This window comes from Kribbella sp. NPDC023972 (genome assembly GCF_040639075.1).
Lineage (GTDB): Bacteria > Actinomycetota > Actinomycetes > Propionibacteriales > Kribbellaceae > Kribbella.
Window position 1 is genome coordinate 542,396 of sequence record NZ_JBEZZH010000001.1, and the last position, 23,917, is coordinate 566,312.

Below are 23,917 nucleotides of genomic sequence, written 5' to 3' on the forward strand. Positions count from 1 at the left end.
TTGACTCGTCTCGGCGCGGGGCAGTTGGATCGGCAGCCATGAAGACAATCCTGTTCGCGTACCGGGTGAGCGACCTCGAGCGTTCGCTCGCCTTCTACCGGACTGTGGGATACACCGAACTCGCCACCGTGCCGTTCGACGACGGCTCGAGCCTGGTCTGGCTGAAGCTTCCCGGCGAGAACGCGGTGTCGCTCGAGCTGGTACACCGGCCCGGCGACGGCAAGGTGGAGATCGGCGGCTTCGAGCACTTCGCGATCGAGGTCGAGTCGCTGAGCGAGACCATCGAGCGCCTGACCGAGGCCGGCCTGCAGTTGGGAGCAGTGGAATATCCCGGCGGCCCCGAAGGCCCGAAGACGTCCTGGCTCATCGATCCCGACGGCTACCGCATCGAACTGGTCGAATGGCCGCCCGATGGACCGCCCCGATTCGACCCCGAGTAGCCACCGTCGTCCATCGATCCCGACCGCTGCCGCATCAACAGAGCGAGTCGCCGACCGGCGGGCCGCCCCAGGGTGACCCGACGTAGTCGCGGTGGTCCGATGGACTGCCCCGCCATCGCGCCCGACCTCCGTTGGCTTCCCTCGCCCGAATCGCCTGGATGACGACGTGGCGTTGTTCGGGCGGACCGACGCCGGCAACGCGGTCGAGCAGAAGGCCCACCGCCTCGTCGGCGAACGCCTCATGCTCACTGGGATCGGGCATCAGCGACAGCTCGCGCCCGATCGAGACCCGATCGCAGGCGAGATCCGCACGCCCCTCCCCCAACAGGACCACCGGCCTGCTCGGGTCCGCCGCCGTACCCGTGGGCGCCGTCGGCCACAGAAGAACCCCGTCGACCAGCCGGTCACGAAGACCGTCGAGGGCGAGGTCTTCCGCAGCGCCGTGGCCGTCCGTCTGCTCGATCAGTACGGCGACGCCACGCTTCTTCGCCGCCCGACCGACGGCTCCGGCGAGCCCGGCGAAGTACTGCACGGCGAGATCGGGAATCACCAGCGCGATCACGCCGCAGCGACCCTTACGCAATGAACGGGCGCCGAGGTTGGGGCGATAGTCGAGCTCGGCGATCGCGGCATCGACCCGCGCCCGGGTCTCCGGCGTGACGTGCGGATAGTGGTTGAGGACGTTGGAGACGGTCTTCACCGAGACACCGGCCCGCTGGGCGACGTCCCGCATCCGCGCCGTCATCGATCCTCCCATGCCGTCACGTGATCCTCGGATTCATCACGTTATGGCAGCTTGGTGCGAGGTGCAACGCGTTAACGGCGGTCAACGCGTTATGTTGGTGCGGTGCGAGTGCAGGTGGAGCCGATGCCGCTCGGCACCTTGGTCGAGTTGGTCAACGGCTGGGGGGTCGAGCCGCGCCGGGCGGGGGCGAGGTCGGAGGTGCCGCCGCTCGGCGACCACGTTGGCCGGGCCGGCGTTCCGGCCGCGGTGGGCGACGTACTGACGGACGCCGATCTGGTCGGTTTCGCCGAAACGATCTTCGAGGTCTTCGCCGCGGCGGGTACGACGGCCCGCGTCGCGGCCGTCTCCGGCTTGCTGGCGCGTGTCGACGTACGGCCTGACCTCGCGGTCGCTGACGGCGAAATCAAGCCGACGTGGTGGGTGGACGCTGATGACGCGCTGCTGGCCACGGCCCTGCTGGCCCTGCGTGCGCAGTTGTGCGATGAGGATCCCGATCGTCTCGGGATCTGCGTCGACGGCGGCTGCGCGGATGTCTACATCGACAGTTCCCCCGCCGGGCGGCGGCGCTTCTGCTCAGTCACCTGCCAGAACCGCGCCCGCGCCGCAAAGTACAGACGCACCCGCCGAAGCGCCTCATGACCCATCCGGCCGCTCTATGACCCGTTCGGCCGCGGGGCACGGATGGATACGGTGCGTGGATGCATTGGCCGAGCACACCCACTGAGGCGATCGCCGTTCAGGAGCAACTGCGCGGGCTCGTCGACACTACGGATGTCGACGAACGACCGCGGTACGTCGCCGGGCTCGATGTCGCGTACGACGGGGATCGCCTGGCGGCTGCGGTCGTCGTACTCGACTGGGAGACGTTGGCCGAGGTGGACCGGGCAGTCGTGCTCGGGGAGACGACGTTTCCTTATGTGCCGGGCTTGTTCGCGTTCCGGGAGATTCCGGGGCTGCTGGAGGCGTTGGGACGCCTTCAGACCACGCCCGATCTACTGGTCTGCGATGGGCAGGGCCTGGCCCATCCGCGGCGGTTCGGGCTCGCATGCCATCTCGGTGTGCTGACTGGCATGCCGACGATCGGCGCCGCGAAGACGGCGTACATCGGCACGCATGCCGACCCCGGACCGCGCCGCGGTGACGTCGCCGATCTGATTGTCGACAATCAGGTTGTCGGCGCGGTCGTCCGCACACAGAACGACGTGAACCCGATCTACGTGTCCATCGGGCACCGCGTCACCCTCCCGACCGCAGTACGGCATGTGCTCCACCTCGCGCCCCGGTACCGCTTGCCCGAAACCACGCGCGCGGCCGATCACCTGTGTCGGCAGGCGTTGTCAGCGGCGAATTAGGCGGCGGATGAGGAGTGCGAGTACGGCGCCGATGAGGTACGGGCGGGCGCGCCGGACGAGGGCTGGTACGAGCGCGGACCCCAGGTCCAGCGTCGATGGCTCACCGGGGCCGGCCGGAGTGGTGGGTTCGGTCGAGGCGGGGCCGGCGGGTTCGGCTGCGGGTGGGGCTTGAGATGTGGGCTCAGTGGCTGGGGGTTGGGTGGAGAGTTCGGTGGTCAGGCAGGTGACGAACTGGGCCAGGAGGTGGTCCGAGACGTCTTGGATGAGGCCGCGACCGAATTGGGCGGGCCGGCCGGTAACCGTGAGGTCGGTTTGTACGGTTACCGCGGTGGCGGCGTCTCCGGTTGCGGCGAGGTGGGTGATCACGCGGACAGACGCCGTGCTGTTGCCGCGCTTGTCCTTGCCCTTGGCCTCGACCACCGCGTGATGGTCCGCCGGGTCGCGTTCGACGAATGTCCCGCTCCCCGCGTACTGCAGCGATACCGGCCCGAGCTTGACCTTGCACGCCCCGGTGAAGTCATCACCGTCGTACGACGTCAGGGTGGCGCCGGGGAAACACGGCACCACCCGTTCGAGGTCGTTGAACGCGGCCCACGCCTCCTCGACCGGAGCCGGTACGACGAACTGGTGCTCGAGCTTCATCCGGTACCTGCTGCGGCCAGCACCGCACGCCGGGTCAGCACCGACGCCAAGTGCCTGCGGTAGTCAGCGTCACCGTTGAGGTCGGACACCGGCGACGTCCCGTCGGGCGCGCGGGCCGCGGCCTCCCGGATGGCCTCGACGGTCGCCGGGCGGCCGATCAGCACGTCCTCGACCGCGATCGCCCGGATCGGCGTCGAACCCATGTTGGTGAGGGCGACCCGAGCCTCCGCGATGGAGTCGCCGTTCAGCCGGACCGCGGCCGCGACGGCGACGATCGACCACTGCTGCGCGACCCGGTTGAACTTCTCGTAGTGCGCGCCCCACCCGGTGTATTTCGGCACCCGCACCTCGACCAGCAGTTCGTCCTCGGCGAGCGTCGTGGTGAAGGCGCCCTCGAAGAAGTCGGCAGCGGCGACGGTACGGCGGCCGTCCGGGCCGGCGATCACGAACGACGCGTCCAGCGCGACGGCCACCGCGGGGAGGTCACCCGCCGGATCGGCATGCGCCAGCGATCCACCGAACGTCCCGAGATGCCGAACCTGCGGATCCGCGATCGTTGCCGCCGCCAACGAAATCAGTGTGGCGTGCTCACCGATCAGCGGATCGGACTGGATCGAACTGTGCGGCGTCATCGCACCGATCACCAGCGCGTCACCGTCGTCACGCACCCCGCGCAGTTCGTCGATCCGGCCGATGTCGACAATCGTCTCCGGCGCCGCCAGCCGCAGCCGCAGCACGGGCAGCAGGCTCTGACCGCCGGCCAGCACCTTCGCATCGGAGTGCTCGCGGAGCAGAGCGACCGCCTCATCCACCGATGTCGGTGTGAAGTACTCGAAAGCCGCGGGGATCATGAGCCCGCCCCTTCCTGAAGGGCCTTCCAGACCCGGTACGGCGTGCACGGCATCTGGATGTCCGACACACCGAGGTGGCGGACCGCGTCGATCACGGCGTTCACCACGGCCGGTGTCGAGGCGATCGTCCCCGCCTCGCCGACACCTTTCACGCCGAGCTGGTTCGTCGTCGCCGGGGTCTCGGTGCGTTCCGTCACGAACGGTGGCAGATCAGGCGCCGATGGGACCAGGTACTGGTCGAACGACCCGGTGATCAAGGTGCCGGTCTCGTCGTGCACCGCTTCCTCGAAGAGCGCCTGCGCAACGCCCTGGGCGATACCGCCGTGCACCTGCCCCTCGACGATCAGTGGGTTGACGACGTTGCCCACGTCGTCGACGCTCACGTACGAGCGGATCGTCGCCGCGCCGGTCTCGGTGTCGACCTCGACCGCGCACAGGTGGGTGCCGTGCGGGAACGAGAAGGTGTCCGGGTCCATCGTCGCGTCGGCATCGAGGGACCGCTGCGCCGCGGCCCCCAGCTTGTGGCCCTGGAAGACCGCGAAGGCCAGGTCACCGATCCCCATGCCGGCCTCGGTGCCCTTCACCCGGAACCGGCCGCCGCTGAACTCGACGTCGCTGGTGCTTGCCTCGAGCAACTGCGCGGCCAGCGGCCGGGCCTGCTCGATCACCTTGTCGGCCGCCGCCAGTACCGCCATTGCGCCGACCGTCAGCGATCGCGAGCCGTAGGTGTCGAGGCCCCGGGCCGCGATCTGGGTGTCGCCGTGCAAAACCTCGATGTCGTCGAACGGCACGCCCAGCCGGTCCGCCACGATCTGGCTCCACGCCGTCTCGTGGCCCTGGCCGTGCGGACTGGTCCCGGCGATCACCTCGACCTTTCCGGTGGGCAGCATCCGGATCGACGCGTGCTCCCAGCCGCCGCCGACGTAGCCCATGGAGCCGAGCCAGCGCGACGGCGCCAGCCCGCACATCTCGGTGTACGTCGAGATCCCGATGCCGAGCTGGACCGGATCGCCCGCCTCGCGCCGCTTCTGCTGCTCGGCCCGCAGATCGTCGTACCCGAACAGCTCCTTGGCCTTCGCCGTCGCGGCCTCGTAGTCGCCGGAGTCGTACTCCAGCCCGGCGACGGTGGTGAACGGGAACTCGTCGTGCTTGATCCAGTTCTTCTCGCGGATTTCCAACGGGTCGACGCCGACCTCGGCGGCCAGCTCGTCCATCAGCCGCTCGACCGCGAAGGTCGCCTCCGGCCGCCCGGCCCCGCGATACGCGTCGGTCCAGGTCTTGTTCGTGAAGACGTTGGTGCAGGACAGGCGGTACGCCGGGAACTTGTAGATGCCGTTGTACATGAAAGCACCGAGGATCGGGATGCCGGCCGTGACCAGGCCGAGGTATGCCCCCATGTCCACGAGCAACTCGACCTTCAGCCCTCTGACGGTGCCATCACGGTCGGCGGCGAGCGTGAGGTTCTGCCACTGGTCGCGACCGTGGTGCGCGACCATCATCGACTCGGACCGGCTCTCCGTGTACTTGCAGGGCTTGCCCGTGTGCCGGGCCGCGATGACTGTCAGCACCTCCTCCGGGGTGAGTTGAAGCTTGCCGCCGAAGCCACCGCCGACATCGGGGGCGATCACGCGGATCTTGTGCTCCGGGATGCCGAGCACCAACGAGAGGAAGATCTTGACGAAGTGCGGCACCTGGGTGGACGACCAGATCGTCAACTGCTCGCCGGTGGGGTCGGCCACGATCGACCGCGGCTCCATGAACGCCGGGATCAGCCGCTGCTGGCGGAACTCGCGTTCGATCACGATGCCGCCGTCGCGCGCCGCCGCGATCGCGGCCTCGACCTCACCGCCATTGCCCGCTTCGGCCGAGTCGTAGACGAACGTCGCCGACACGTTGGTGCCGAGGTCGGGATGCGCGAGCACCTCGTCGGCGGCGGCCGCCTTCAGGTCGAGCGCGGCCGGAAGCTCCTCGTAGTCCACGTCGACCAGATCGGCCGCGTCGCTCGCCTCGGCCGCGGACCGGGCCACGACGACGGCGACGATCTCACCGGCGAAGTTCACCGTGTCCACGGCGACGGACGGGTGGTTCGGCTGCTTCTGCTCCGGCGTTGCCGTCCAGGCGAACGGCAGGCCGCCCTGCTCCTCGGCGAGGTCTGCTCCGGTCAGTACGGCGACCACGCCGGAAGCCGCTCGTGCGGACTCGGTGTCGATCCCGGTGATCCGCGCGTGCGCGAACGGGCTGCGGACCATCGCGAGATGCAGCATGCCGGGCAGTACGAGGTTGTCGGTCCAGCGGGTCCGGCCGGTGATCAGGCGCGCATCCTCCTTGCGGCGGCGCGGGCTGCCGACCTCGGCGGCCGGACGTTCCTCGGTGGCGGTCATCGCGCACCTCCCGCGGCGGCGGCGCGAACGGCCTTGACGATGTTCTGGTAGCCGGTGCAACGGCAGAGGTTGCCCTCGAGCCCGTGACGGATCTCTTCCTCGGTCGGGTTCGGATTGTCGGCCAGCAGGTCGATCGACTGCATGATCATGCCGGGCGTGCAGTAGCCGCACTGCAAGGCGTGGTTCTCGTGGAAGGCCTGCTGCATCGGGTGCAATTGCCCGTCGGTCGCGAGTCCCTCGATGGTTGTGACCTCGTGCCCGTCGGCCTGGGCCGCGAGCATCGAGCAGGACTTCACACTGCGCCCGTCGAGGTGGACCGTGCACGCGCCGCAGTTGCCGGTGTCGCAGCCGACCACGGTCCCCGTCTTTCCCAGCTGCTCGCGCAGGTAGTGCACCAGCAGCGTGCGCGGCTCCACGTCGTCCGTGTAGCTGCTTCCGTCGACTTTCACCGTGATCCGGGTCATCGCCCCGCCTCCAGAAGTGAGCAACCGCCGTGCTTCTGATCCTGCTCTCGTGTGATCTGGACCACAAGACATCGGATCAATGGTGGATCGGACCGGCCTGTGTCGTCAGCCGGTTGCCCGCGCCGCCCCAGCGCAGCGCGATGATTTCGGCTGCGATGCTGACGGCGGTTTCCTCGGGGGTGCGGGCGCCGAGATCGAGGCCGATCGGGCTGGACAGGCGGGCGATCTCGGAGTCGGTGAGGCCGGCCTCGCGGAGGCGCTTCAGGCGGTCGTCGTGGGTACGGCGCGAACCCATCGCACCGATGTAGCCGAGCTCGGGCAGTCGCAGTGCGACCTCCAGCAGCGGGACGTCGAACTTCGGGTCGTGGGTGAGCACGCAGATGACAGTTCGCCCATCGATCCGCCCAGCCTCGGCCTCGGCCGCGACATACCGATGCGGCCAGTCGACAACCACCTCATCTGCGGACGGGAACCGCGAGGCGGTCGCGAACACCCCACGCGCATCGCACACGGTCACTCGATAACCGAGGAAGGCGCCGAGCTTCGCCACCGCGGCGGCGAAGTCGATCGCGCCGAAGACGAGCAGCCGCGGCACCGGCGCGTACGAGGACACGAACACCCTCATCCCCTCCCCCCGGCGTTGCCCCTCCGGCCCATACTCCAGCGTCTCGGTTCGCCCGGCCGCCAGCAGCCCGCGCGCGTCATCGGCGACCGCGTCGTCTGCCCGTTCGGACCCAAGGCCTCCTGCCGTCGGCTGACCTTCGGGCCGTACCACCAACCGCATCCCCACCCGCGCCGGATCCGGATGCGCGACCACTGTCGCCACCGCCACCGGACGACCCGCCACGATGTCGGAGGCCACCTCCTCCAACCATGGGTACGACGTCCTGTCCACCCGCTCGACGAAGATGTCGATGATGCCGCCACACGTGAGCCCGACGGCGAACGCTGACTCGTCGCTTACGCCGTACCGCTGGAGCACTGGCTCGCCGGACTCCAGGATCTCCTCACCGAGTTGGTAGACGGCTCCCTCGACGCAACCACCCGAGACACTGCCGACCGCCTCGCCGTCGGGCCCGACCAGCATGACCGCACCAGGCGGCCGCGGCGCGGACTCGAACGTCGCCACAACGGTCCCCATGGCAACCGGCTCCCCGGCGTTCCACCACTCCATCAACCGTTCGAGCACCTCACGCATCGGCCACCACCTTCAGGAGATCCGCAAAGCTGGCCAGGCTGTGCCCCGCGACGAGGTCGTCCAGATGCGGCAGTACGGCGACGATCCCCGCCTGCACGGGCAGGTACCCGGGCTTGCCTCGATGCGGGTTGAGCCAGACCACCCGGTGTGCCAAGCCGGCCAGGCGTTGCAACTGTGCGCCGAGCAGCGTCGTGTCGCCTCGCTCCCACCCGTCGCTGCACACCACCACGACGGCCCGGCGCGCAGTCCCGCGCTGACCCCAGCGATCCAGGAAGACCTTCAGCACTTCCCCGAGTCGCGTGCCTCCCGACCAGTCGGGTACGACGTCGCCGGCCAACCGCAGCGCGAAGTCAGGGTCGCGGTGACGCAGCGCCGGGGTGACGCGGGTCAGCCGAGTGCCGATGGTGAAGACCTCCACCGACCGCGGCGCCGCCTGGACGAGCGTGTGAGCGAGTCGCAGCAGGCTGTCGGCGTACGGACGCATCGAGCCAGACACATCGACGAGCAGGACGACGCGGCGAGGTCTCGTGCCGCGTCGGCGGTACAGGACACGAGCGGGCTCGCCGACCTGGCGCAACTGGGCGCGCAACGTCCGCCGCGGGTCGATGTCACCCCGATGCGACGGCCGTCGCCGGGCCGCGCGGCGGACCGGTACCCGCGGGCGGAGTGTCCCGAACAGCCTGGCCAGCTCGGCCCGGTCGCGTGCGGACAGTTCGGCGACGTCGCGGTGCCGCAGGACTTCCGTCGTACTCGCGGAGACGGTGAGCGACCGGTCGCTGTCCTTGCCCTCGGCACCGTCGTCGGCATCGAGGGCCGCCTGCATCGTGGCCTGCGTAGTAGTACGGCGACCTGTCCCCCTCGCGGGAACACCGGAGAACCAGGCGGCGAACACCTCGTCGTACCGGCCCGTATCGTCGGGCCCACTGCACAGGGCAGCCCGGCCCGCCCAGTAGACATCGGCGGTGACAGCGGCGTCGAGTGTGGCGACTGCTTGTAGGAACAGGTGAACTCGGTCGGCGGTGACAGCCAGGCCCGCGTGCCGGAGTGCGGATGCGAAGCCGGCCAAGGCGAGGTCTGGTGCGGTCATGGTCGCCCTCAGCTCGCCAGCAGCCGGTCCAGGGACTCCCGAACCCGGTCGGTGTCCTCCCGGTACTTGAGCACCGCACCCAGCGTCGCAGCCGCGGTCTCGACGTCGAGCGTGTCCGTGCCGAGCGCGTCGAGCGCCCGAGCCCAGTCGAGGGTCTCCGCGACACCAGGCGGCTTGAGCAGGTCGAGCTCGCGCATCCGCTGCACGGAGCGTGCCACCTGCTCGGCCAGCCGGTGGGAGACCTCCGGCAGCCGTGTCCGCACGATCTCGACCTCACGGGCCAGACCGGGATGGTCGATCCAGTGGTAGAGGCAGCGGCGCTTCAACGCGTCGTGGACCTCACGGGTCCGGTTCGAGGTGAGTACGACGATCGGCGGGACCTCCGCGGTGATCGTGCCGAGCTCGGGGATCGTCACCTCGTGGGTCGACAGCACCTCGAGCAAGAACGCCTCGAACTCGTCGTCGGCGCGGTCGATCTCGTCCACCAGCAGTACGGCGGGACTTTCCCGCAACGCTCGCAGGACCGGGCGGGCGAGCAGGAACCGCTCGTCGAACAAGGACTTCTCGACCTCTTCGGTCGCAGCACCGTCACTCGTCGCCTCCACCGTGCGCAGATGCAGGATCTGGCGTGGGAAGTCCCAGTCATAGAGCGCCTGGGTCGCGTCGATGCCCTCGTAGCACTGCAGCCGGATCAACTGGAGGCCGAGCGCTTCGGCGATCGCCGCGGCGAGGGAGGTCTTGCCGGTGCCTGGTTCGCCTTCGAGCAGCAGCGGGCGGTGCAGGGCGAGCGCGAGGTAGCCGACGGTGGCCAAGCCGTCGTCGGCGAGATACCCGGTCCCGCGCAGACGCTCGGCGAGCTCTGCCGCGGAGCCGACGGCGTTCATCTGCTCAGCATCACCCCGCCCGCCCGGGTTGCCAAGCCTCAGCCGATCCGATGCCCCTCGGGCAGATCCTCGACCCTGTCCACATCCGCTCCGTCGGCAAGGTCGCCGCACTCGACCTCGATCGGCGGGTGCTGCTCGAGATAGGCCCGAGCACCCTGATCCCCGACCGCGGTAGCAATCACGCCGTCCCAGTGCTCGCGCCCAAGCAGCACCGGGTGCCCGGGCTTCCCGTCGTACATGGCGCGCACGAGTGCTGACCGATCCGCGCGAGCCGCCACACGTCGTACGACGTCCAAAGTCAGTCCAGGCAGATCAACGGGTACGACGAGGGCTGCTACAGCGCTGGTGTCGTCCTGCACCTTCGTCAGACCGGCTCGGAGCGAGGCACCCATGCCCTCCTCCCAGTCCAGTGCCTTGACAGGCTCGACCGGCTCGCTGGCCAGCTCTGACGCCACCTGCTGAGCGGAAGCTCCGGTGACGACCACGACTGGACTGCAACCGGCCGCGACAAGCAGGCGCGTGGCGCGGACTACCCAAGCCAAGCCCTCCGGGTCGCGGACGAGGGCCTTGGGGGTCCCCATGCGGCGGCCGGCGCCGGCGGCCAAGAGCAAGCCTGCGATCTTCACTCTCGGAGAGTAACGATTTCACAGTCTGGGCAGTGACGCGTACCACGTGGGTGAGGGGTCACGACATGGGACGATGGTTGACGTGACGACTACTGCGGATGGTCCTAAGGCCCTTCCTCTGCTGTTTCTGGGACAGAACACCGACCCTCACTCGGAGCGGGGGGTCGAGTGCCCCGGTGCGCTGCCGCCGGCGTCTGACCCGGATCTGGTGGAGCGGGCGCTGAAGGCGAAGGCGGCGCTCGGTGACCAGGTGTTCGTGCTCGGGCACCACTACCAGCGCGACGAAGTGATCCAGTTCGCCGACGTCACCGGGGACTCGTTCAAGCTGGCCCGGGACGCCGCGGCCCGGCCGGATGCGCCGTACATCGTGTTCTGCGGTGTGCACTTCATGGCCGAATCGGCCGACATCCTGACCAACGACCAGCAGACGGTGATCCTGCCGGATCTCGCGGCCGGCTGCTCGATGGCCGACATGGCGCGCATCCAGCAGGTCGAGGCGGCCTGGGACGCGCTCGCCGACGCGGGCGTCGCGGACGTGACCGTGCCTGTCACGTACATGAACTCGAGCGCCGACATCAAGGCGTTCTGCGGCCGCAACGGCGGGGCGGTGTGTACGTCGAGCAACGCGGACACCGCGCTCGAGTGGGCGTTCGAGCAGGGCGAGAAGGTGTTGTTCCTGCCCGACCAGCACCTCGGCCGCAACACCGCCGTACTGAAGATGGGCCTGAGCCTGGACGACTGCGTGGTGTACGACCCGCACAAGCCGGGCGGCGGGCTCACCCGCGAGCAGCTGGCGGCGGCGAAGATGATCCTGTGGCGCGGGCACTGCTCGGTACACGGCCGCTTCACCGCCGCGTCCGTGGACGACGTACGGGCGCGCGTCCCCGGCGTCAACGTGATCGTCCACCCCGAGTGCCGGCACGAGGTCGTCACCAAGGCGGACCTGGTCGGCTCGACGGAGTACATCATCAAGACACTCGAGACCGCGGAGCCTGGTACGTCGTGGGCAGTCGGCACCGAGCTCAACCTGGTGCAGCGACTGGCCAAGCAGCACACCGACAAGAACATCGTCTTCCTGGACAAGACGGTCTGCTACTGCGCGACGATGAACCGGATCGATCTGCCGCACTTCGTCTGGGCGCTGGAAAACCTGGTCGCCGGCCACGTCGTCAACCCGATCAAGGTCGACCCCGACACCGAGAAGAACGCCAAACTGGCCCTCGACCGCATGCTCGCCCTCCCCGGCAAAACCGCCCGCGACTGACCACTTGGTACGGCGGCATCCCTCGAACCGAGCTGATCCGGGAAACCACACCAGCCGACTGGCCGGCCGCGGGCTCCGCACCAGCCCGACTGGACGCCCTGCCGAGGCCCTAGGGGTGGCTGGGCAGGCGGGTCTTGTCAGTGGAGGACGCGGGCTGGGGCGTACCAGGTGGACAGGAGGGTGGGGAGGCGGTCTGGGCCCCAGCGGTCGACGGGGGTGATGCGGCCTTGGAGGGAGGACAGGCCGCGGGCTAGTTCGCCTACTACGTCGCCGCGCCAGGGGACGGCGACGCCCTCGCCGGGGCCGACGATGACGGCTGGGCCGCCGCGGTCGAGGCAGACGACGGGGCAGCCCGAGGCCAACGCCTCGGTCACCGCCCAGCCGGCGGCCTCGCGCAACGCGGGGGCCAGCAAGGCGTCCGCGCGGAACATCGCGGCCAGTACGTCCTCACGTGGCAGCTGGCCCATGAACTCGACCCGGTCGCGGACACCCAACTCCTCGGCGAGCCGCTCGGCGCGTCCCCACTCCGGGCCGTCGCCGATGATTCGCAGCTCCCAGTTTGCCGCCTCCGGCCGCGCCAGCGCGCTGATCGCGAGCAGCACGCCCTTCCACGGGATCAATCTTCCGACGAACAAGGCGGTCTTGATGCCAGGGGCACCAAAGGTTTCGTACGGACCGGACGCGGTGAACCGCCGGATCGCCACATTCGGCTGCACCACGATCTCCCGCGCGTACCCGCGGAACACCTCGGCGACATCGTTGTTCTGGGCAATCATCAGGTCGGCGCTCTGGGCAAGCTTCCGCCCGGTCAGCTGACGCCGGATTCCGGTGTACGTACGCCGTACCAGCTCGGCCGTCACGCCACGCGGCCCGAGCCAGTGCGCCATCGACAACGGCGCGGTGGTCGACCCGCCGACCGGTCCCCAGATCACCTTGGCCGACGACGGCTCGACCACACCCGCCGACATCCAGTCGACCGCGAAGGTGAGGTGATGGATGACATCGAACGAATGCTCCGCGTGCAGCCGCCGCGCCGTCCGCCGGGCCAGCCCTTGCCAGAGCGGGTAGTACCAGTACACGTCGGCCGGCCGGCGCCGCAGCTTGAGCACCCAGTCGGGCAGCTCCAGCGGTACAACGGTCAGCGACGGAACCGGCCGGATGGCCAGCTCCTCGGCGATCTCGTGCGCGAACTTGCCGCGAGTCAGCAACCATACGTCGTGGTCGCGCGCGGCCGCCTTCGCCCAGGCCCAGCCGGCACCCGGCTCCGACCCGCCCTTCGGCCGGCACGCGTAGGCGCTGAGCAGGACCTTCGGCCGGATCGACATCAGCCCATCCCCTCCAGCAACCTGCGCAGATCCGTGCTCGAGGTGGAGGCGGTGTACGGGAAGTAGTGCACGCTTGCACCGACCTCCCCGAGTAGTCTCTCGAGTCTCGCCCCCTTCTCGGTGCCCTTCCAGTCGTCACCTTTGAACAGGACGTCGTACCGCAACTGCTTCCACATCTCGAACTTGTCGCTGGACCAGTCGCAGACCACCTCGTCGACCAGGCCGAAGGCCCGGACGACCTCCATCCGCTCGTCGTGCGGGACCACCGGCGGCCGGCCCTTGATCCGGGTCACCACGTCGTCCTCGACCACGCCGGCGATCAGGTGGTCGCAGTGCTCGCGGGCCCGGCGCAGGATGTTCAGGTGACCGATGTGGAACATGTCGTACACACCCGGCGCGTACCCGACGATGCCCATCAGCCGCGCACCCCCGGCGCCAGCAGCGCCATCTCCCGGTACCACTTGGCGATCGCCGCGCCCAGGAACAGCAGGTTCGCCGCGAGCAGCGCGCCGTACAGCACGGCGAACACCGACGGCCAGGCGAAGGTCAGGAAGACCAGGCACAGTACGCCGTAGTCGGTCGGTGCGATGAGCAACGACTTGACCACGGAATCGCCCCGCTCGTTGGGTTTCGGTACGCCGCCGTGCCGCCGGCGGAGCTGGTCGATCAGGATCAGCCCGAAGAACAGCACCGAGGACATGCAGACGTAGCCGAGCGGGACGAGCAGCACCAACTCGTTGCTGAAGGCATCGAAGCGGTAGAACGAGATCAGTACGGCGCTGTGCAGCAGCACGATCTTGACCGCGTCGATCATGTGGTCGAGCCACTCACCCAACGGCGACCCGCCCCCGCGCAGCCGAGCCAACTGACCGTCCGCGGAGTCGAGCCCGTACCCGAGCAACAGCAAAGCGGTCACCGCCACAGCAAGCGTCACCGACGGCCGGACGGTCGCGACCAGCACAATGCCGACCAGCGAGCAGAATCCGGACGCCAGACTCACCTGGTTCGGCGTACGCCCAACCAGGAACGCGGCGGCGGCGAACACCCGGCCGATCCGGCGGTTGACGAACCGCGAGTACGCCGGAGTCCCTGCCGAAGGTTTCTGCGCACGGGACAGCTCCCCAACGACATCCAACAGCGAGGTCATGGGGCCTCCCGCCCTGGACTGAGGAGCGTAGGGAGCGAAGCGACTGAAGCGACGACGGAAGGGCGGGAGTAAAAGCCCCATGACCCCGCCGGCGCCGAAGGCCCGGCCAATAGCACCGTCATGCGACGGAGCTGCGCGACTGGCGCTGGTCGATCGCGGCGCGCAGGATCGGGCTGCGGGAAGCCCGGCCGGCCGGCAGGACGCTGACGAGCTGGGCCGGAACCCCGTCGAGCTCGTCGACGCCGAGCACGCCGTCGGTACCACTGGCAGCGAACACGGTCTGTACCCCCAGTACGCCGGTCAGCCACTCGGACCGAACGTCGTCCACCACGATCACCTCGTCGACACAGCGCAGGTGCTCGAGGAGCTGGGCCCGCTCGACCAGCGGCACGAACGGCCGCGCACCCCAGGCGTTGATCGCCCAGTCGTCGGTCAGCACGCCCACCACCAGTCGGTCACACGCCTGCGTGGCCCGTCCGAGCACGTCGAGATGCCCGACGTGGAAGAGGTCGAAGACCCCGGCCAGAAATCCGATCCGTGACAAGCCGTCCCCCAGTAAAAGCTGTTCCCCCACGTGACCCCCACGTCCTCCCTGACCCTATCCCTTGTTTTCTCACCGTCAAGCGTCGTGGTCAGGGCCCGCCCTGCGTCCGCGACGGGTCCGGCCGCGGTCCGCGTGCCGGGCGATCGCATCGGTGTAGATCCTCTCCGTGGCCACGACGTCGTGCTCCGGGGTGAAGCGGTCGAGGTAGACCTGTCGGGCTCGGTCGCCGAAGGCTACCGAAGTGACGGGATCGCTCACCAACCTGAGCGCCTTCCGCAGCCCTTCCGGGTCGCCGGGCTCGGTGAGCGCCCCGGTCTCGCCGTCATCGACCAGCTCCGCCAGAGCACCCAGCCGGGACGCGACCACGGGCACCCCGTGCGCGAACGACTCCACCACCACGAGACCGAACGTCTCATACGAACGCGCCGGTACGACGGCGACGCGCGCGGACCGGAGAACCTCCATTCCCTCGGTCCACGGTAGTTGACCTTTCACCTGAATCGAGGGGTCCGCCGAGGCCCGTGCCTCCGCCTCGGCCCGCAGCGGGCCGTCGCCGATCACGATCAGCTTGCCGAGCGAGGAATCCCACGCCCGCAGCAGGTCCGCGAACCCTTTGTCCTCCACCAGCCGTCCAAGGAACACGACCGCGTCGCCGGCGCCTTCGCGCACCGCACCGGAGTGCGGCACCGCGTGCGGTTTCACCACGATCTGCTCGGGGTCGAAGCCACCCGCGACGTACCGGCCGCGGACGAACTCCGACGGCGCGACCAGCGTGGTGACGTACCGCTGCCAGGTGCGGAGCTTGTGGTGGACACCGATGCTGGTCGCCAGCGGCAGCGTCTGCACGCGCGACTCGCGATAGCAGCTGTGCCGTACGCCGGACCACGGAAGCCTGCCGACGCAGGATTCGCACGGCCGCCCGTCGCGCTGAAGGACCGCGTTGGCACACATCAGCCGGAAGTTGTGCAGCGTCGCCACCACCGGCAGGTCCAGTCGGTACGCCGCTCGCAGCACCGACGCGCTGAACAGCGGGAAGGTGTTGTGGACGTGCACCACATCGGGCCGCTGCTCCTGCAAGAGAAGTGTTAAATCGCGTTCGGCAGAAAATGACCAAACGGAGCGAAATGGTAACAGTGTGCGATCTTTTCGGCCCATCCGGGCGATATCGTCACTGTTCCGGACGTACAGGTCGAGCTCATGTCCTGAGTTACGCAACAAATCAACCGTCTGCGCGACGACGGTGTTCTCGCCACTGGGTTGACCCGTCCGGTAACGATTGTGCAACATGGCGACCCGCATGGCACTACCTTAAGTCTCGCGGTGGCTACACCTGGTTTGCTTCCGGACTGACGTCGACCAGGGCCACCTCACCCGGAGGGTGCACCTTTGAGGAAGCTGTGGTTCCCAGTGCTTATCGCCGCTGCGCTTGCCTTTGTTACAGCAGCGCTGCCGGTCATCGCCAACCAGAAGAACGCGACAGACGCCGTGAAGTCACGCGCCGTCAGCGAACCGGCGCCCTCGGAGGCCATCCCCTCGCACCGTGCCTCCAAGGCCCCGGCGGCGACTGTCCCGCCCAAGGCACCCGTCACCACCGCGCCTTCGAAAAGGACGACTCCCTCCCCCAAGCCGAAGCCGACGCCCCCACCGACGACCACGGCCACCACCGAAGCGCCGACCGTCCCAGCCGCGGACGAGGCCGACGCGGGGCCGTCCGTCGCCGGACCCTGCAGCGGAGTGGTGATCAAACCCGGCCAGAACGCGCAGTCGATCGTGAACTCCAAGCCCGCCGGTACGACGTTCTGCTTCGCGGCCGGTCTTCACCGGATCACCGACACGATCCGGCCGAAGGCGAACACCACACTGGCCAGCGCGCAACGCGCCGTACTGACCGGATCGGTGCCGTTGACCGGCTGGGCCAGGTCCGGCGCGACCTGGGTGGTCCGTGGTGCGCTGCCGGCGGCGTACGGGATGAGCGGGCAGTGCGAGGACAACAAGGCGAACATCTGCCACCTGCGTGAGCAGGTCTTCGTCGACGGCGATCACCTGACCCGGGTGGCCAGCCTGGCCGCGGTGAAGGCCGGCACCTTCTATGCCGACTACGCCGCGAACGCGATCTACCTGGGCACCAACCCGGCCGGGCGTGCGGTCGAGATGTCGAAGACGAAGACCGCGATCGAGTCCGGCGCGCCCGGTGTGGTCGTCCGGGGCCTGACCATCGAGCACTTCGCCAGCGCACCGCAGGCCGGCGCGCTCGTCTCCGGCCCCGGCTGGAAGGTGACCGCGAACGACGTCCGCTGGAACCACGCGGTCGGCGTGATGCTGGTCGAGGCGAACAACACCCGGGTGGAGAAGAACCTGATCCGCAACAACGGCCAGCTCGGCCTCGGCCAGTACGCCTCGGCCGCCGCCACCGTGACCCGCAACGTGATCACCGGCAACAATACCGACGGGTTCTGGATCGCCGACTGGGAGTCCGGTGGGATCAAGTCGACCCGCTCGTCCGGCACCGTCAGCGGCAACCTGATCAAGCAGAACAAGGGTGTCGGGATGTGGGCCGACGTGGCCGACGACGGCCGGGTGATCAGCGGCAACAAGATCATCGGCAACGCCGCCGACGGGATCCGCTACGAGATCAGCCGCAACGGCACGATCGAGAACAACACTATCAGCGGCAACGGTTTCGGCACCGGGCGCGGCTCGGGTACGTCGCTGTGGGACGGCGGCGGCGTCAACGTCAACACCTCGGCGAACGTGACGGTGCGGAACAACGTTGTGTCGGGCAACGTCAACGGCGTCTCGATCCAGTCCCGGACCCGTGGCACCGGGCCGTGGGGCACGTACGTGCTGCGCGGCGTCCGGATCACCGGGAACACCATCGAGATGACCGGCGGCAGCCAGAGCACCGGCATGGTGCAGAACTCCGGTGCCGAGGTGCCGGCCGGCCAGGTCGTGTTCAGCGGCAACAAGTACGTGCTGGACGCGCTCGGCGCGCAGCGGTTCGCCCGGTTCGGCACCAAGCTGACCGCGGCGGGCTGGCGGCAGGCCGGCCTGGACACGATCGGCAGCTTCCTGGCGAACTGACTCGATGCCGCGCGCAACTTTTTGTGCCGGAGTGTGTTGTAATGACTACCTGAAGTAGTAGTCTGCTGTGGCGAAGTCGCGCCACGGGGGGTGCGTCCCCCGGAGGCTCCGTAGTGAAGACACCTACCGTCATTGTCGCGATAGTTGCAGCAGGCACCATTGCCCTGGCCCGGATGACCGCGCCGGCCATGGGCTCCCCCGTGCTGGACGACGGCCCGCCGGAGCTGATCTCCGGCCTCCTCCCGGACGACCAGCCGCCGACCCCCACACCGCCGCCGGTCCCCTCGGGTGAGCTCGAGGTCGGGCCGGCGTACGCACCCGCTTGTACCGGCGTCACGATCACGCCCGACCAGGACGCGGCAGAGATTGTCGACCACGCGCCGAACGGTACGACGTTCTGCTTCGCCGCGGGCCTGCACCGGATCGGGCAGACCATCCGCCCGAAGTCCGACCAGGTGCTGGCCAGCGATCAGGGCGCCGTACTGACCGGCTCGATCCAGCTGACCAAGTGGTCCGGGTCTGACGGGGACTGGGTGACCACCGGCGTGCTGCCGCCGGCGTACGGGCAGACCGGCCAGTGTGAGGACAACGTCGCGAACATCTGCTACCTGCGTGAGCAGGTCTTCCTCGACGGGAAGCACCTGACCCGGGTCGCCGCCCGCGACAAGGTCGCTCCCGGCACCTTCTACGCCGACTACACGGCGAACGCGGTCTACCTTGGCGACAATCCGGCCGGGCGCTCGGTGGAGATGTCGAAGACCGAGCAGGCGATCCAGTCCAGTGCGAACAACGTGACAGTACGAGGCCTGACGATCGAGCACTTCGCCACCCCGCCGCAAGGGGGAGCGATCCAGCTCGGGCTGGGCTGGAGTGTGTACGCCAACGACATCCGCTGGAACCACGCGGTCGGGGCGATGCTGGTCAACGCCGACGGCGCCGTACTGGAGAAGAACCTGATCCACCACAACGGCCAGCTCGGCGTCGGGCAGCACAGCACCTTGCGCGGCACGATTTCGGCCAACGAGGTCAGCTACAACAACACCGACGGCTTCTGGATCGCCGACTGGGAGTCCGGCGGGATCAAGACGACCTGGTCGAACGGCGGCTGGGTGACCGGCAACCTGATCAAGGCCAACCGCGGGGTCGGCCTGTGGAGTGACGCGTACGACGACGGCCGCACGTTCAACTCGAACCAGATCGTCGACAACGCGGCCGACGGGATCCGCTACGAGATCGGCCGCAACGGCGTGATCGAGGACAACAAGATCACTGGCAACGGTCTCGGCACCGGGCGGGGATCGGGCAAGTCGCTGTGGGACGGCGGCGGGATCAACGTCAACACGTCGTCGAACGTGCAGGTCCGCAACAACGTGGTCGCGGACAACGTGAACGGTATCTCGATCCAGTCCCGGACCCGTGGCTCGGGCCCGTGGGGGCTGAACGTGCTCCGGGACGTCGTTGTCTCCGGCAACCAGGTCACCATGAAGGGCGGCACCACCGCGACCGGCATGGTGCAGAACCCCGGCGCCGTCATCCCGGCCGGCGAGGTGACGCTGAAGGGCAACTCCTACATCCTGGACAGCCTCACCGCCGAGCGGTTCCAGAAGACCGGGCAGTGGTACACGGCCGCGGAGTGGAGCAAGACCGGCCAGGACGCAGACAGCACGTTCACCGCCCGGAAGTCAGTGCGCTGACGTGCTCGATCAGCAGCTCGCGGAAGATCGTTGAGTCGCGCAACTCCGCGGTGAAGACGGAGTCGACCCCGAGGAGTGCGTCGACCACGGCGGCCGGCTCGGAGGCGCCTGCCAGGGCGGCCTTCAGCCGGCCCGCCTGCGGGTCGTCCACAGTCGGGGTCTTCAGGACATAGACCATCCAGGCGGCGACCGCCAGCGAGATCACGCGCGGCTCGGCACCGGCGGCCAGGCGGTCGCGGACCGTGCCGAGCATCCGGACCGGCAGCTTGACCGAGCCGTCCATCGCGACCTGGGTCGTACGGTGCTTCAGCGCGGGATTGGCGAAGCGCTCGAGCACGCTGGCGCCGTACTCGGACAGGTCCAAGCCGTCGGGCGGGGTCAGCGTCGGGACGACGTCCTCGGTCATCAGCGCGCGGGCGAGGGCCGAGAGTTCGTCGTCGCGGACCGCTTCGGCGATCGTCTCGTAGCCGCGCAGGGCGCCCAGATAGGCGAGCATCGAGTGGGTCGCGTTCAGCATCCGCAGCTTGGCCTGCTCCCACGGCGCGACGTCCTGGGTGAGGACGGCACCGGCCTGCTCCCAGGCCGGTCGGTCGCCGGCGAAGTCGTCCTCGATCACCCACTGCAGGAACGGCTCCGCGACCACGACCGCTTCATCGCGTACGCCGAGCAGCCGAGCGGTCTCGTCCCGATCGGCCTCGGTCGTGGCCGGCACGATCCGGTCGACCATGCTGGCCGGGAAGCGGGTCGCCTCGAAGACGTCGGGCATCTCGCCGAGCGCCTCGAAGTACTCCCGCACCAGCCTGCGCAGGAAGGGGCCGTTGGCAACCAGGTTGTCACACGAGACGATCGTCAGCGGCTCGACCCGGCGCGCGATCCCGGCGGCCAGCTGCCCGACGACCGTCCGCGGCGGACGACCGGTCAGGTCGGCCTGGATCTCGGGGTCGTCGAGATCGAGCCCGGCGCCGGCGGCTCGGTACCCCTTCTCCGTGACCGTCAGCGTCACCACGGACACGGCCGGATCGGCGATCCGCGCGACCACGGCCTCCGGGTCCTCGGGTGCGGTCAGCACCTCGCGGATGCTGCCGATCACCTGCACCGACGGGTCACCCAGTCCTCGCTCGAGGACGGCGTACAGGCCGTCCTGGGGTGCGAGTTGATCCCGGACCGTCGCCGAGCGCTGGCTCACCCCGGTGATCCCCCACCGGGTGTCTCCACTGACCACGGCGGCCCGCTCGGTGACCACGGCCTGGTGCGCCCGGTGGAACGCGCCCAGCCCGAGGTGGACGATGCCGACCGAGAGCGCCCGCGGTTCGACCGCGGGGGCGACGGGGAGGTTGGTGAGACTGAGCCTGCTCAAGCGAGGACACCTTTCATTTATCTGGTTCTTCCTTGACACGAGCTTCGGATGTCTGCGCTGAATCAAGGCGGGCCGGCGGGCTGTCTGGGGTTGATCAGGGCTTTGGTGCGGGGCCGGTGGAGTCGCGGACGATGAGCTCGCCGTGCAACGTGTCGCGGGTGGCGACGGCAGTGTCCGGGTCGTCGAGGACGGCCAGCAGCAGTTCCACCGCGATCCGGCCGGCCTCCTGCTTCGGCAGCCGGACGGTGGTCAGGGCGGGCCTGGCCATCCGGGACATGGCGATGTCGTCGATGCCGACCACGCTGAGGTCGCCGGGCACCGAGATTCCCCGTGCGTGCAATCGGGCCAGCAGCCCGATCGCGACCAGGTCGTTGTAGGTGACCACAGCGGTGGCACCGGTGGCGACGGCTTGGTCCGCCGCCGCCATACCGCCTTCGTACGTCGGGGCGAAGCTGCCGACCCGCGCCAGTTCAGCGCCGTGGTCGTACAGGGCGTTGCTGAGGCCGATGCTGCGGTGCTGCGTCGACCACGAGGTGACCGGTCCACCGACCCAGGCGATCCGGCGATGGCCGAGCGCCACGAGGTGGGCGACCGCTTGCTGCATTCCCTCCTCGTTGTCGTAGCTGATGCCGGGAACGCCCTCGGCCGTGCGGTTCACCAGTACGACGTTCGTCTCCGTGGCGATCGCGGACAGGTCGGCGTCGCTCGCGCGGGGTGAGCACAGGATCAGCCCGTCGACCTGTTTGGCCAGTGCACGCACCAGACCGACCTCGGCGGCGGCGTCCTCGTCGGTGTCCGCGACGAAGACGGCGACGTCGTACCGGCGGGCGCGTGCCTGGACGCCCTTGGCGACGCTCGCGAAGAACGGATTGGCGAGGTCGGGCACGACCAGACCGATGTTGCCGGTCCGGCCGGTGATCAGGCCGCGGGCGGCCCGGTTCGGCTGGTAGCCGAGCTGCTCGACCGCGGCGGCGACCCGGGCCCGGGTGGCCGAGTTGACCATCTCCGGCATCGAGAGCGCGCGGGACACGGTGGACGGCGACACGCCCGCCAGCCGCGCCACGTCACGGATCGTCGCGGGCATGGTGTCACCTCCTTCCAGGTCAGGCTTGAGTCTGCAATCGGTTTCAGTGGCGTGTCAAGGTCTCTGGGCCGGGCCGTGGATCGCTGGGGGAATCGCCTTGTGGACAAGGACTTGTGCGACAGTCGAGCGGCTGCAATCCTTTGCAACAATCGTTGCAGCCGACCCCTCACGGAGGACCCATGCCGAAGGCACTGCAGCCTCATCCGGACCGCGCTCTGCCCGCCGGCGAGGCACGTGACCTCGCCCGGCGGATCCACGCGTCGACGAAGGACCTGCCGCTGCTCTGCCTGCACGGGCACGTCGACATCTCGTTGTTCGCCACCGACGCGCCGTTCGGCAACCCGGCCGAGCTGCTGGTGATCCCGGACCACTACGTCACCCGGATGCTGATCTCACAGGGCGTCTCCCCCGAGCGCCTCGGCCTCCCCCGCCGCGACGGCGCCCCGGCCGCCGACCCGCGGGAGATCTGGCGCGAGTTCTGCGCGAACTGGCACCTCTTCCTGGCCACCCCGAGCCGGTACTGGCTGGAGCACGAGTTCGCCGAGGTCCTCGGAGTCACCACCCACCCGTCGGCGGAGACCGCTGACGAGCTGTACGACCAGATCTCCGCGCGGCTCGCCGAGCCCGACTTCCGGCCCCGGGCCCTGCTCGACAAGTTCGCGATCGAGCTGATCTCCACCACCGACGCGGCCACCGACGACCTGGCCCAGCATGCGAAGGTGGCCGCGGATCTGCCCGGCCGGGTGATCCCGACCTTCCGCCCGGACGCCGTCGTACACCTGGATCGTCCGGACTGGAGCGAGCTCGTTCAGCAGCTCGGTGCGTTGGCCGACGTGGACACCTCGACGTACGACGGGTATCTGGAGGCGATCCGGAAGCGGCGGCAGGCCTTCGTCGAGGCGGGTGCGCGGGCGACCGACCACGGGCACCTGAGTGCGGCCGCGATCCCGCTGTCCGATGACGAGGGTGCGCGGATCTACGCGAGCGCGTTGAAGGGTGAAGTGTCGGCGGTGGATGCGAGCGCGTTCGCCGGGCACATGCTGTATCAGTCGGCGGTGATGTCGGCCGAGGACGGTTTGGTGATGCAGCTGCATCCCGGCGTACTGCGGGATCACGATCCGGCGATCCACTCGACGTACGGGCCGGACAAGGGGCATGACATCCCGGTGGCGGCCGAGTTCACCCGGTCGTTGCAGCCGCTGCTGGAGCGGTTCGGGCATGCGGACGGTTTCCGGCTGGTGCTGTTCACCGTTGACGAGACCGTCTACTCGCGGGAGCTGGCGCCGCTGGCCGGCGTGTACTCCGCAGTGCGGCTCGGGGCGCCGTGGTGGTTCCTCGACAGCCCGGACGGGATGCGCCGCTTCCGCGAGCTGGTCACCGAGACCGCCGGCTTCTACAACACCTCCGGCTTCGTCGACGACACCCGCGCCTACCTCTCCATCCCCGCCCGCCATGACCTGGCCCGCCGCATCGACGCCGGCTACCTGGCCAACCTCGTCGTCCAGCACCGCCTGGACGAGGACGACGCCTTCCGCGTCGCCCAAGACCTCGCCTACAACCTCGCTCGCGACACCTACCTGACCGGCGCCCGGACCTGAGACATCATCTGGGGAGTTGAGACCTGAAATAACCTTTGCCAAGTCCCCACTTCCTGTCTCAGGTCCCGACACTGGCGGCCGCTTGTCACCCTGGTGAGCGGTAGTCTCCGGCAATCCGTCCGCTCGAGAGGAATGGTCGTCGGCTGTGGCTGG

Annotated in this window: 23 protein-coding genes; 7 read left to right on the forward strand and 16 right to left on the reverse strand. The window is 69.0% G+C overall.

Going from position 1 to position 23,917, the window contains the following annotated elements:
- The first annotated feature begins 38 nt into the window (after positions 1–38).
- On the forward strand, positions 39–440 hold the full coding sequence (locus AB0F43_RS02420) for a VOC family protein (protein WP_360469511.1): 402 nt from the start codon (positions 39–41) through the stop codon (positions 438–440).
- A gap of 34 nt (positions 441–474) precedes the next feature.
- Here AB0F43_RS02420 and AB0F43_RS02425 read toward each other — a convergent pair whose 3' ends face one another.
- Positions 475–1,197, reverse strand: a complete 723-nt coding sequence (locus AB0F43_RS02425) for a LacI family DNA-binding transcriptional regulator (RefSeq protein ID WP_360469514.1) — start codon at positions 1,195–1,197, stop codon at positions 475–477.
- A 90-nt stretch (positions 1,198–1,287) separates the two neighbouring features.
- On the opposite strand from AB0F43_RS02425, the gene AB0F43_RS02430 reads away from it, so the two are divergent.
- The gene (locus AB0F43_RS02430; protein ID WP_360469517.1) at positions 1,288–1,824 is read left to right on the forward strand and encodes a CGNR zinc finger domain-containing protein; all 537 of its coding nucleotides are present in this window, start codon (positions 1,288–1,290) and stop codon (positions 1,822–1,824) included.
- A 59-nt stretch (positions 1,825–1,883) separates the two neighbouring features.
- Positions 1,884–2,537: a deoxyribonuclease V gene (gene nfi, locus AB0F43_RS02435; RefSeq protein ID WP_360469520.1), complete on the forward strand. Its 654-nt coding sequence runs from the start codon at positions 1,884–1,886 to the stop codon at positions 2,535–2,537.
- Here nfi and AB0F43_RS02440 read toward each other — a convergent pair.
- The 8 genes from AB0F43_RS02440 to AB0F43_RS02475 all read right to left on the reverse strand — a co-directional run bounded on the left by AB0F43_RS02440 (position 2,523) and on the right by AB0F43_RS02475 (position 10,670).
- Positions 2,523–3,179 carry an SRPBCC family protein gene (locus AB0F43_RS02440; protein WP_360469523.1) on the reverse strand — a complete coding sequence of 219 codons (657 nt, stop codon included), beginning with the start codon at positions 3,177–3,179 and terminating at the stop codon, positions 2,523–2,525. The two genes, nfi and AB0F43_RS02440, sit on opposite strands and share 15 nt — an antisense overlap.
- Complete coding sequence (locus AB0F43_RS02445; protein ID WP_360469527.1) at positions 3,176–4,030, reverse strand: xanthine dehydrogenase family protein subunit M; 855 nt, start codon at positions 4,028–4,030, stop codon at positions 3,176–3,178. Before AB0F43_RS02445 ends, AB0F43_RS02440 begins: the two co-directional genes overlap by 4 nt.
- Positions 4,027–6,411, reverse strand: a complete 2,385-nt coding sequence (locus AB0F43_RS02450) for a xanthine dehydrogenase family protein molybdopterin-binding subunit (protein WP_360469530.1) — start codon at positions 6,409–6,411, stop codon at positions 4,027–4,029. Before AB0F43_RS02450 ends, AB0F43_RS02445 begins: the two co-directional genes overlap by 4 nt.
- On the reverse strand, positions 6,408–6,875 hold the full coding sequence (locus tag AB0F43_RS02455) for a (2Fe-2S)-binding protein (RefSeq protein ID WP_360469532.1): 468 nt from the start codon (positions 6,873–6,875) through the stop codon (positions 6,408–6,410). Before AB0F43_RS02455 ends, AB0F43_RS02450 begins: the two co-directional genes overlap by 4 nt.
- Positions 6,876–6,951: 76 nt before the next feature.
- Positions 6,952–8,073 (reverse strand): XdhC/CoxI family protein, encoded by a 1,122-nt coding sequence (locus AB0F43_RS02460; RefSeq protein WP_360469534.1) that lies wholly within the window; start codon positions 8,071–8,073, stop codon positions 6,952–6,954.
- Entirely contained in the window at positions 8,066–9,160 is a 1,095-nt protein-coding gene (locus AB0F43_RS02465; RefSeq protein WP_360469537.1) for a VWA domain-containing protein, read from the reverse strand. Before AB0F43_RS02465 ends, AB0F43_RS02460 begins: the two co-directional genes overlap by 8 nt.
- Before the next feature lie 8 nt (positions 9,161–9,168).
- Positions 9,169–10,044: a MoxR family ATPase gene (locus tag AB0F43_RS02470; RefSeq protein WP_360469539.1), complete on the reverse strand. Its 876-nt coding sequence runs from the start codon at positions 10,042–10,044 to the stop codon at positions 9,169–9,171.
- Positions 10,045–10,082: 38 nt separating this feature from the next.
- A complete protein-coding gene (locus AB0F43_RS02475) occupies positions 10,083–10,670 on the reverse strand; it encodes a nucleotidyltransferase family protein (protein WP_360469542.1) in 588 nt (195 codons plus the stop codon).
- A gap of 82 nt (positions 10,671–10,752) precedes the next feature.
- On the opposite strand from AB0F43_RS02475, the gene nadA reads away from it, so the two are divergent.
- Entirely contained in the window at positions 10,753–11,934 is a 1,182-nt protein-coding gene (gene nadA, locus AB0F43_RS02480; protein ID WP_360469544.1) for a quinolinate synthase NadA, read from the forward strand.
- A gap of 137 nt (positions 11,935–12,071) precedes the next feature.
- On the opposite strand, the gene AB0F43_RS02485 is transcribed toward nadA, so the two are convergent.
- The 5 genes from AB0F43_RS02485 to AB0F43_RS02505 all read right to left on the reverse strand — a co-directional run bounded on the left by AB0F43_RS02485 (position 12,072) and on the right by AB0F43_RS02505 (position 16,249).
- Positions 12,072–13,259, reverse strand: coding sequence for a glycosyltransferase family 4 protein (locus tag AB0F43_RS02485; RefSeq protein WP_360469547.1), 1,188 nt, complete (start codon positions 13,257–13,259; stop codon positions 12,072–12,074).
- Positions 13,259–13,675 (reverse strand): adenylyltransferase/cytidyltransferase family protein, encoded by a 417-nt coding sequence (locus AB0F43_RS02490; RefSeq protein WP_360469550.1) that lies wholly within the window; start codon positions 13,673–13,675, stop codon positions 13,259–13,261. The genes AB0F43_RS02485 and AB0F43_RS02490 overlap by 1 nt, the downstream gene beginning before the upstream one ends.
- Positions 13,675–14,406, reverse strand: a complete 732-nt coding sequence (locus AB0F43_RS02495) for a CDP-alcohol phosphatidyltransferase family protein (RefSeq protein WP_360469553.1) — start codon at positions 14,404–14,406, stop codon at positions 13,675–13,677. Before AB0F43_RS02495 ends, AB0F43_RS02490 begins: the two co-directional genes overlap by 1 nt.
- A gap of 118 nt (positions 14,407–14,524) precedes the next feature.
- Positions 14,525–14,980 carry an adenylyltransferase/cytidyltransferase family protein gene (locus AB0F43_RS02500; RefSeq protein ID WP_360469556.1) on the reverse strand — a complete coding sequence of 152 codons (456 nt, stop codon included), beginning with the start codon at positions 14,978–14,980 and terminating at the stop codon, positions 14,525–14,527.
- A 45-nt stretch (positions 14,981–15,025) separates the two neighbouring features.
- Positions 15,026–16,249, reverse strand: coding sequence for a glycosyltransferase (locus tag AB0F43_RS02505; protein ID WP_360469558.1), 1,224 nt, complete (start codon positions 16,247–16,249; stop codon positions 15,026–15,028).
- Positions 16,250–16,336: 87 nt separating this feature from the next.
- On the opposite strand from AB0F43_RS02505, the gene AB0F43_RS02510 reads away from it, so the two are divergent.
- Positions 16,337–18,031: a right-handed parallel beta-helix repeat-containing protein gene (locus tag AB0F43_RS02510; RefSeq protein WP_360469560.1), complete on the forward strand. Its 1,695-nt coding sequence runs from the start codon at positions 16,337–16,339 to the stop codon at positions 18,029–18,031.
- A 173-nt stretch (positions 18,032–18,204) separates the two neighbouring features.
- Entirely contained in the window at positions 18,205–19,725 is a 1,521-nt protein-coding gene (locus AB0F43_RS02515; protein ID WP_360469563.1) for a right-handed parallel beta-helix repeat-containing protein, read from the forward strand.
- Here AB0F43_RS02515 and AB0F43_RS02520 read toward each other — a convergent pair.
- Together AB0F43_RS02520 and AB0F43_RS02525 are read right to left on the reverse strand one after the other, a co-directional pair.
- Positions 19,700–21,082: a mannitol dehydrogenase family protein gene (locus tag AB0F43_RS02520; RefSeq protein ID WP_360469565.1), complete on the reverse strand. Its 1,383-nt coding sequence runs from the start codon at positions 21,080–21,082 to the stop codon at positions 19,700–19,702. The two genes, AB0F43_RS02515 and AB0F43_RS02520, sit on opposite strands and share 26 nt — an antisense overlap.
- A gap of 94 nt (positions 21,083–21,176) precedes the next feature.
- Positions 21,177–22,166, reverse strand: coding sequence for a LacI family DNA-binding transcriptional regulator (locus tag AB0F43_RS02525; protein WP_360469568.1), 990 nt, complete (start codon positions 22,164–22,166; stop codon positions 21,177–21,179).
- A 179-nt stretch (positions 22,167–22,345) separates the two neighbouring features.
- Between AB0F43_RS02525 and uxaC the strand changes: the two genes are divergently transcribed.
- The gene (gene uxaC / locus AB0F43_RS02530; RefSeq protein WP_360469571.1) at positions 22,346–23,764 is read left to right on the forward strand and encodes a glucuronate isomerase; all 1,419 of its coding nucleotides are present in this window, start codon (positions 22,346–22,348) and stop codon (positions 23,762–23,764) included.
- Positions 23,765–23,917: the final 153 nt, after the last annotated feature.

Bases quoted from the DNA above. Each gene is read 5' to 3' on its own strand.
- AB0F43_RS02420 (WP_360469511.1), top strand. From the start codon at position 39: ATGAAGACAATCCTGTTCGCGTACCGGGTGAGCGACCTCGAGCGTTCG.
- AB0F43_RS02425 (WP_360469514.1), bottom strand. From the start codon at position 1,197: ATGGGAGGATCGATGACGGCGCGGATGCGGGACGTCGCCCAGCGGGCC.
- nfi (WP_360469520.1), top strand. From the start codon at position 1,884: ATGCATTGGCCGAGCACACCCACTGAGGCGATCGCCGTTCAGGAGCAA.
- AB0F43_RS02440 (WP_360469523.1), bottom strand. From the start codon at position 3,179: ATGAAGCTCGAGCACCAGTTCGTCGTACCGGCTCCGGTCGAGGAGGCG.
- AB0F43_RS02445 (WP_360469527.1), bottom strand. From the start codon at position 4,030: ATGATCCCCGCGGCTTTCGAGTACTTCACACCGACATCGGTGGATGAG.
- AB0F43_RS02450 (WP_360469530.1), bottom strand. From the start codon at position 6,411: ATGACCGCCACCGAGGAACGTCCGGCCGCCGAGGTCGGCAGCCCGCGC.
- AB0F43_RS02455 (WP_360469532.1), bottom strand. From the start codon at position 6,875: ATGACCCGGATCACGGTGAAAGTCGACGGAAGCAGCTACACGGACGAC.
- AB0F43_RS02460 (WP_360469534.1), bottom strand. From the start codon at position 8,073: ATGCGTGAGGTGCTCGAACGGTTGATGGAGTGGTGGAACGCCGGGGAG.
- AB0F43_RS02465 (WP_360469537.1), bottom strand. From the start codon at position 9,160: ATGACCGCACCAGACCTCGCCTTGGCCGGCTTCGCATCCGCACTCCGG.
- AB0F43_RS02470 (WP_360469539.1), bottom strand. From the start codon at position 10,044: ATGAACGCCGTCGGCTCCGCGGCAGAGCTCGCCGAGCGTCTGCGCGGG.
- AB0F43_RS02485 (WP_360469547.1), bottom strand. From the start codon at position 13,259: ATGTCGATCCGGCCGAAGGTCCTGCTCAGCGCCTACGCGTGCCGGCCG.
- AB0F43_RS02490 (WP_360469550.1), bottom strand. From the start codon at position 13,675: ATGGGCATCGTCGGGTACGCGCCGGGTGTGTACGACATGTTCCACATC.
- AB0F43_RS02495 (WP_360469553.1), bottom strand. From the start codon at position 14,406: ATGACCTCGCTGTTGGATGTCGTTGGGGAGCTGTCCCGTGCGCAGAAA.
- AB0F43_RS02505 (WP_360469558.1), bottom strand. From the start codon at position 16,249: ATGCGGGTCGCCATGTTGCACAATCGTTACCGGACGGGTCAACCCAGT.
- AB0F43_RS02515 (WP_360469563.1), top strand. From the start codon at position 18,205: ATGACCGCGCCGGCCATGGGCTCCCCCGTGCTGGACGACGGCCCGCCG.
- AB0F43_RS02525 (WP_360469568.1), bottom strand. From the start codon at position 22,166: ATGCCCGCGACGATCCGTGACGTGGCGCGGCTGGCGGGCGTGTCGCCG.
- uxaC (WP_360469571.1), top strand. From the start codon at position 22,346: ATGCCGAAGGCACTGCAGCCTCATCCGGACCGCGCTCTGCCCGCCGGC.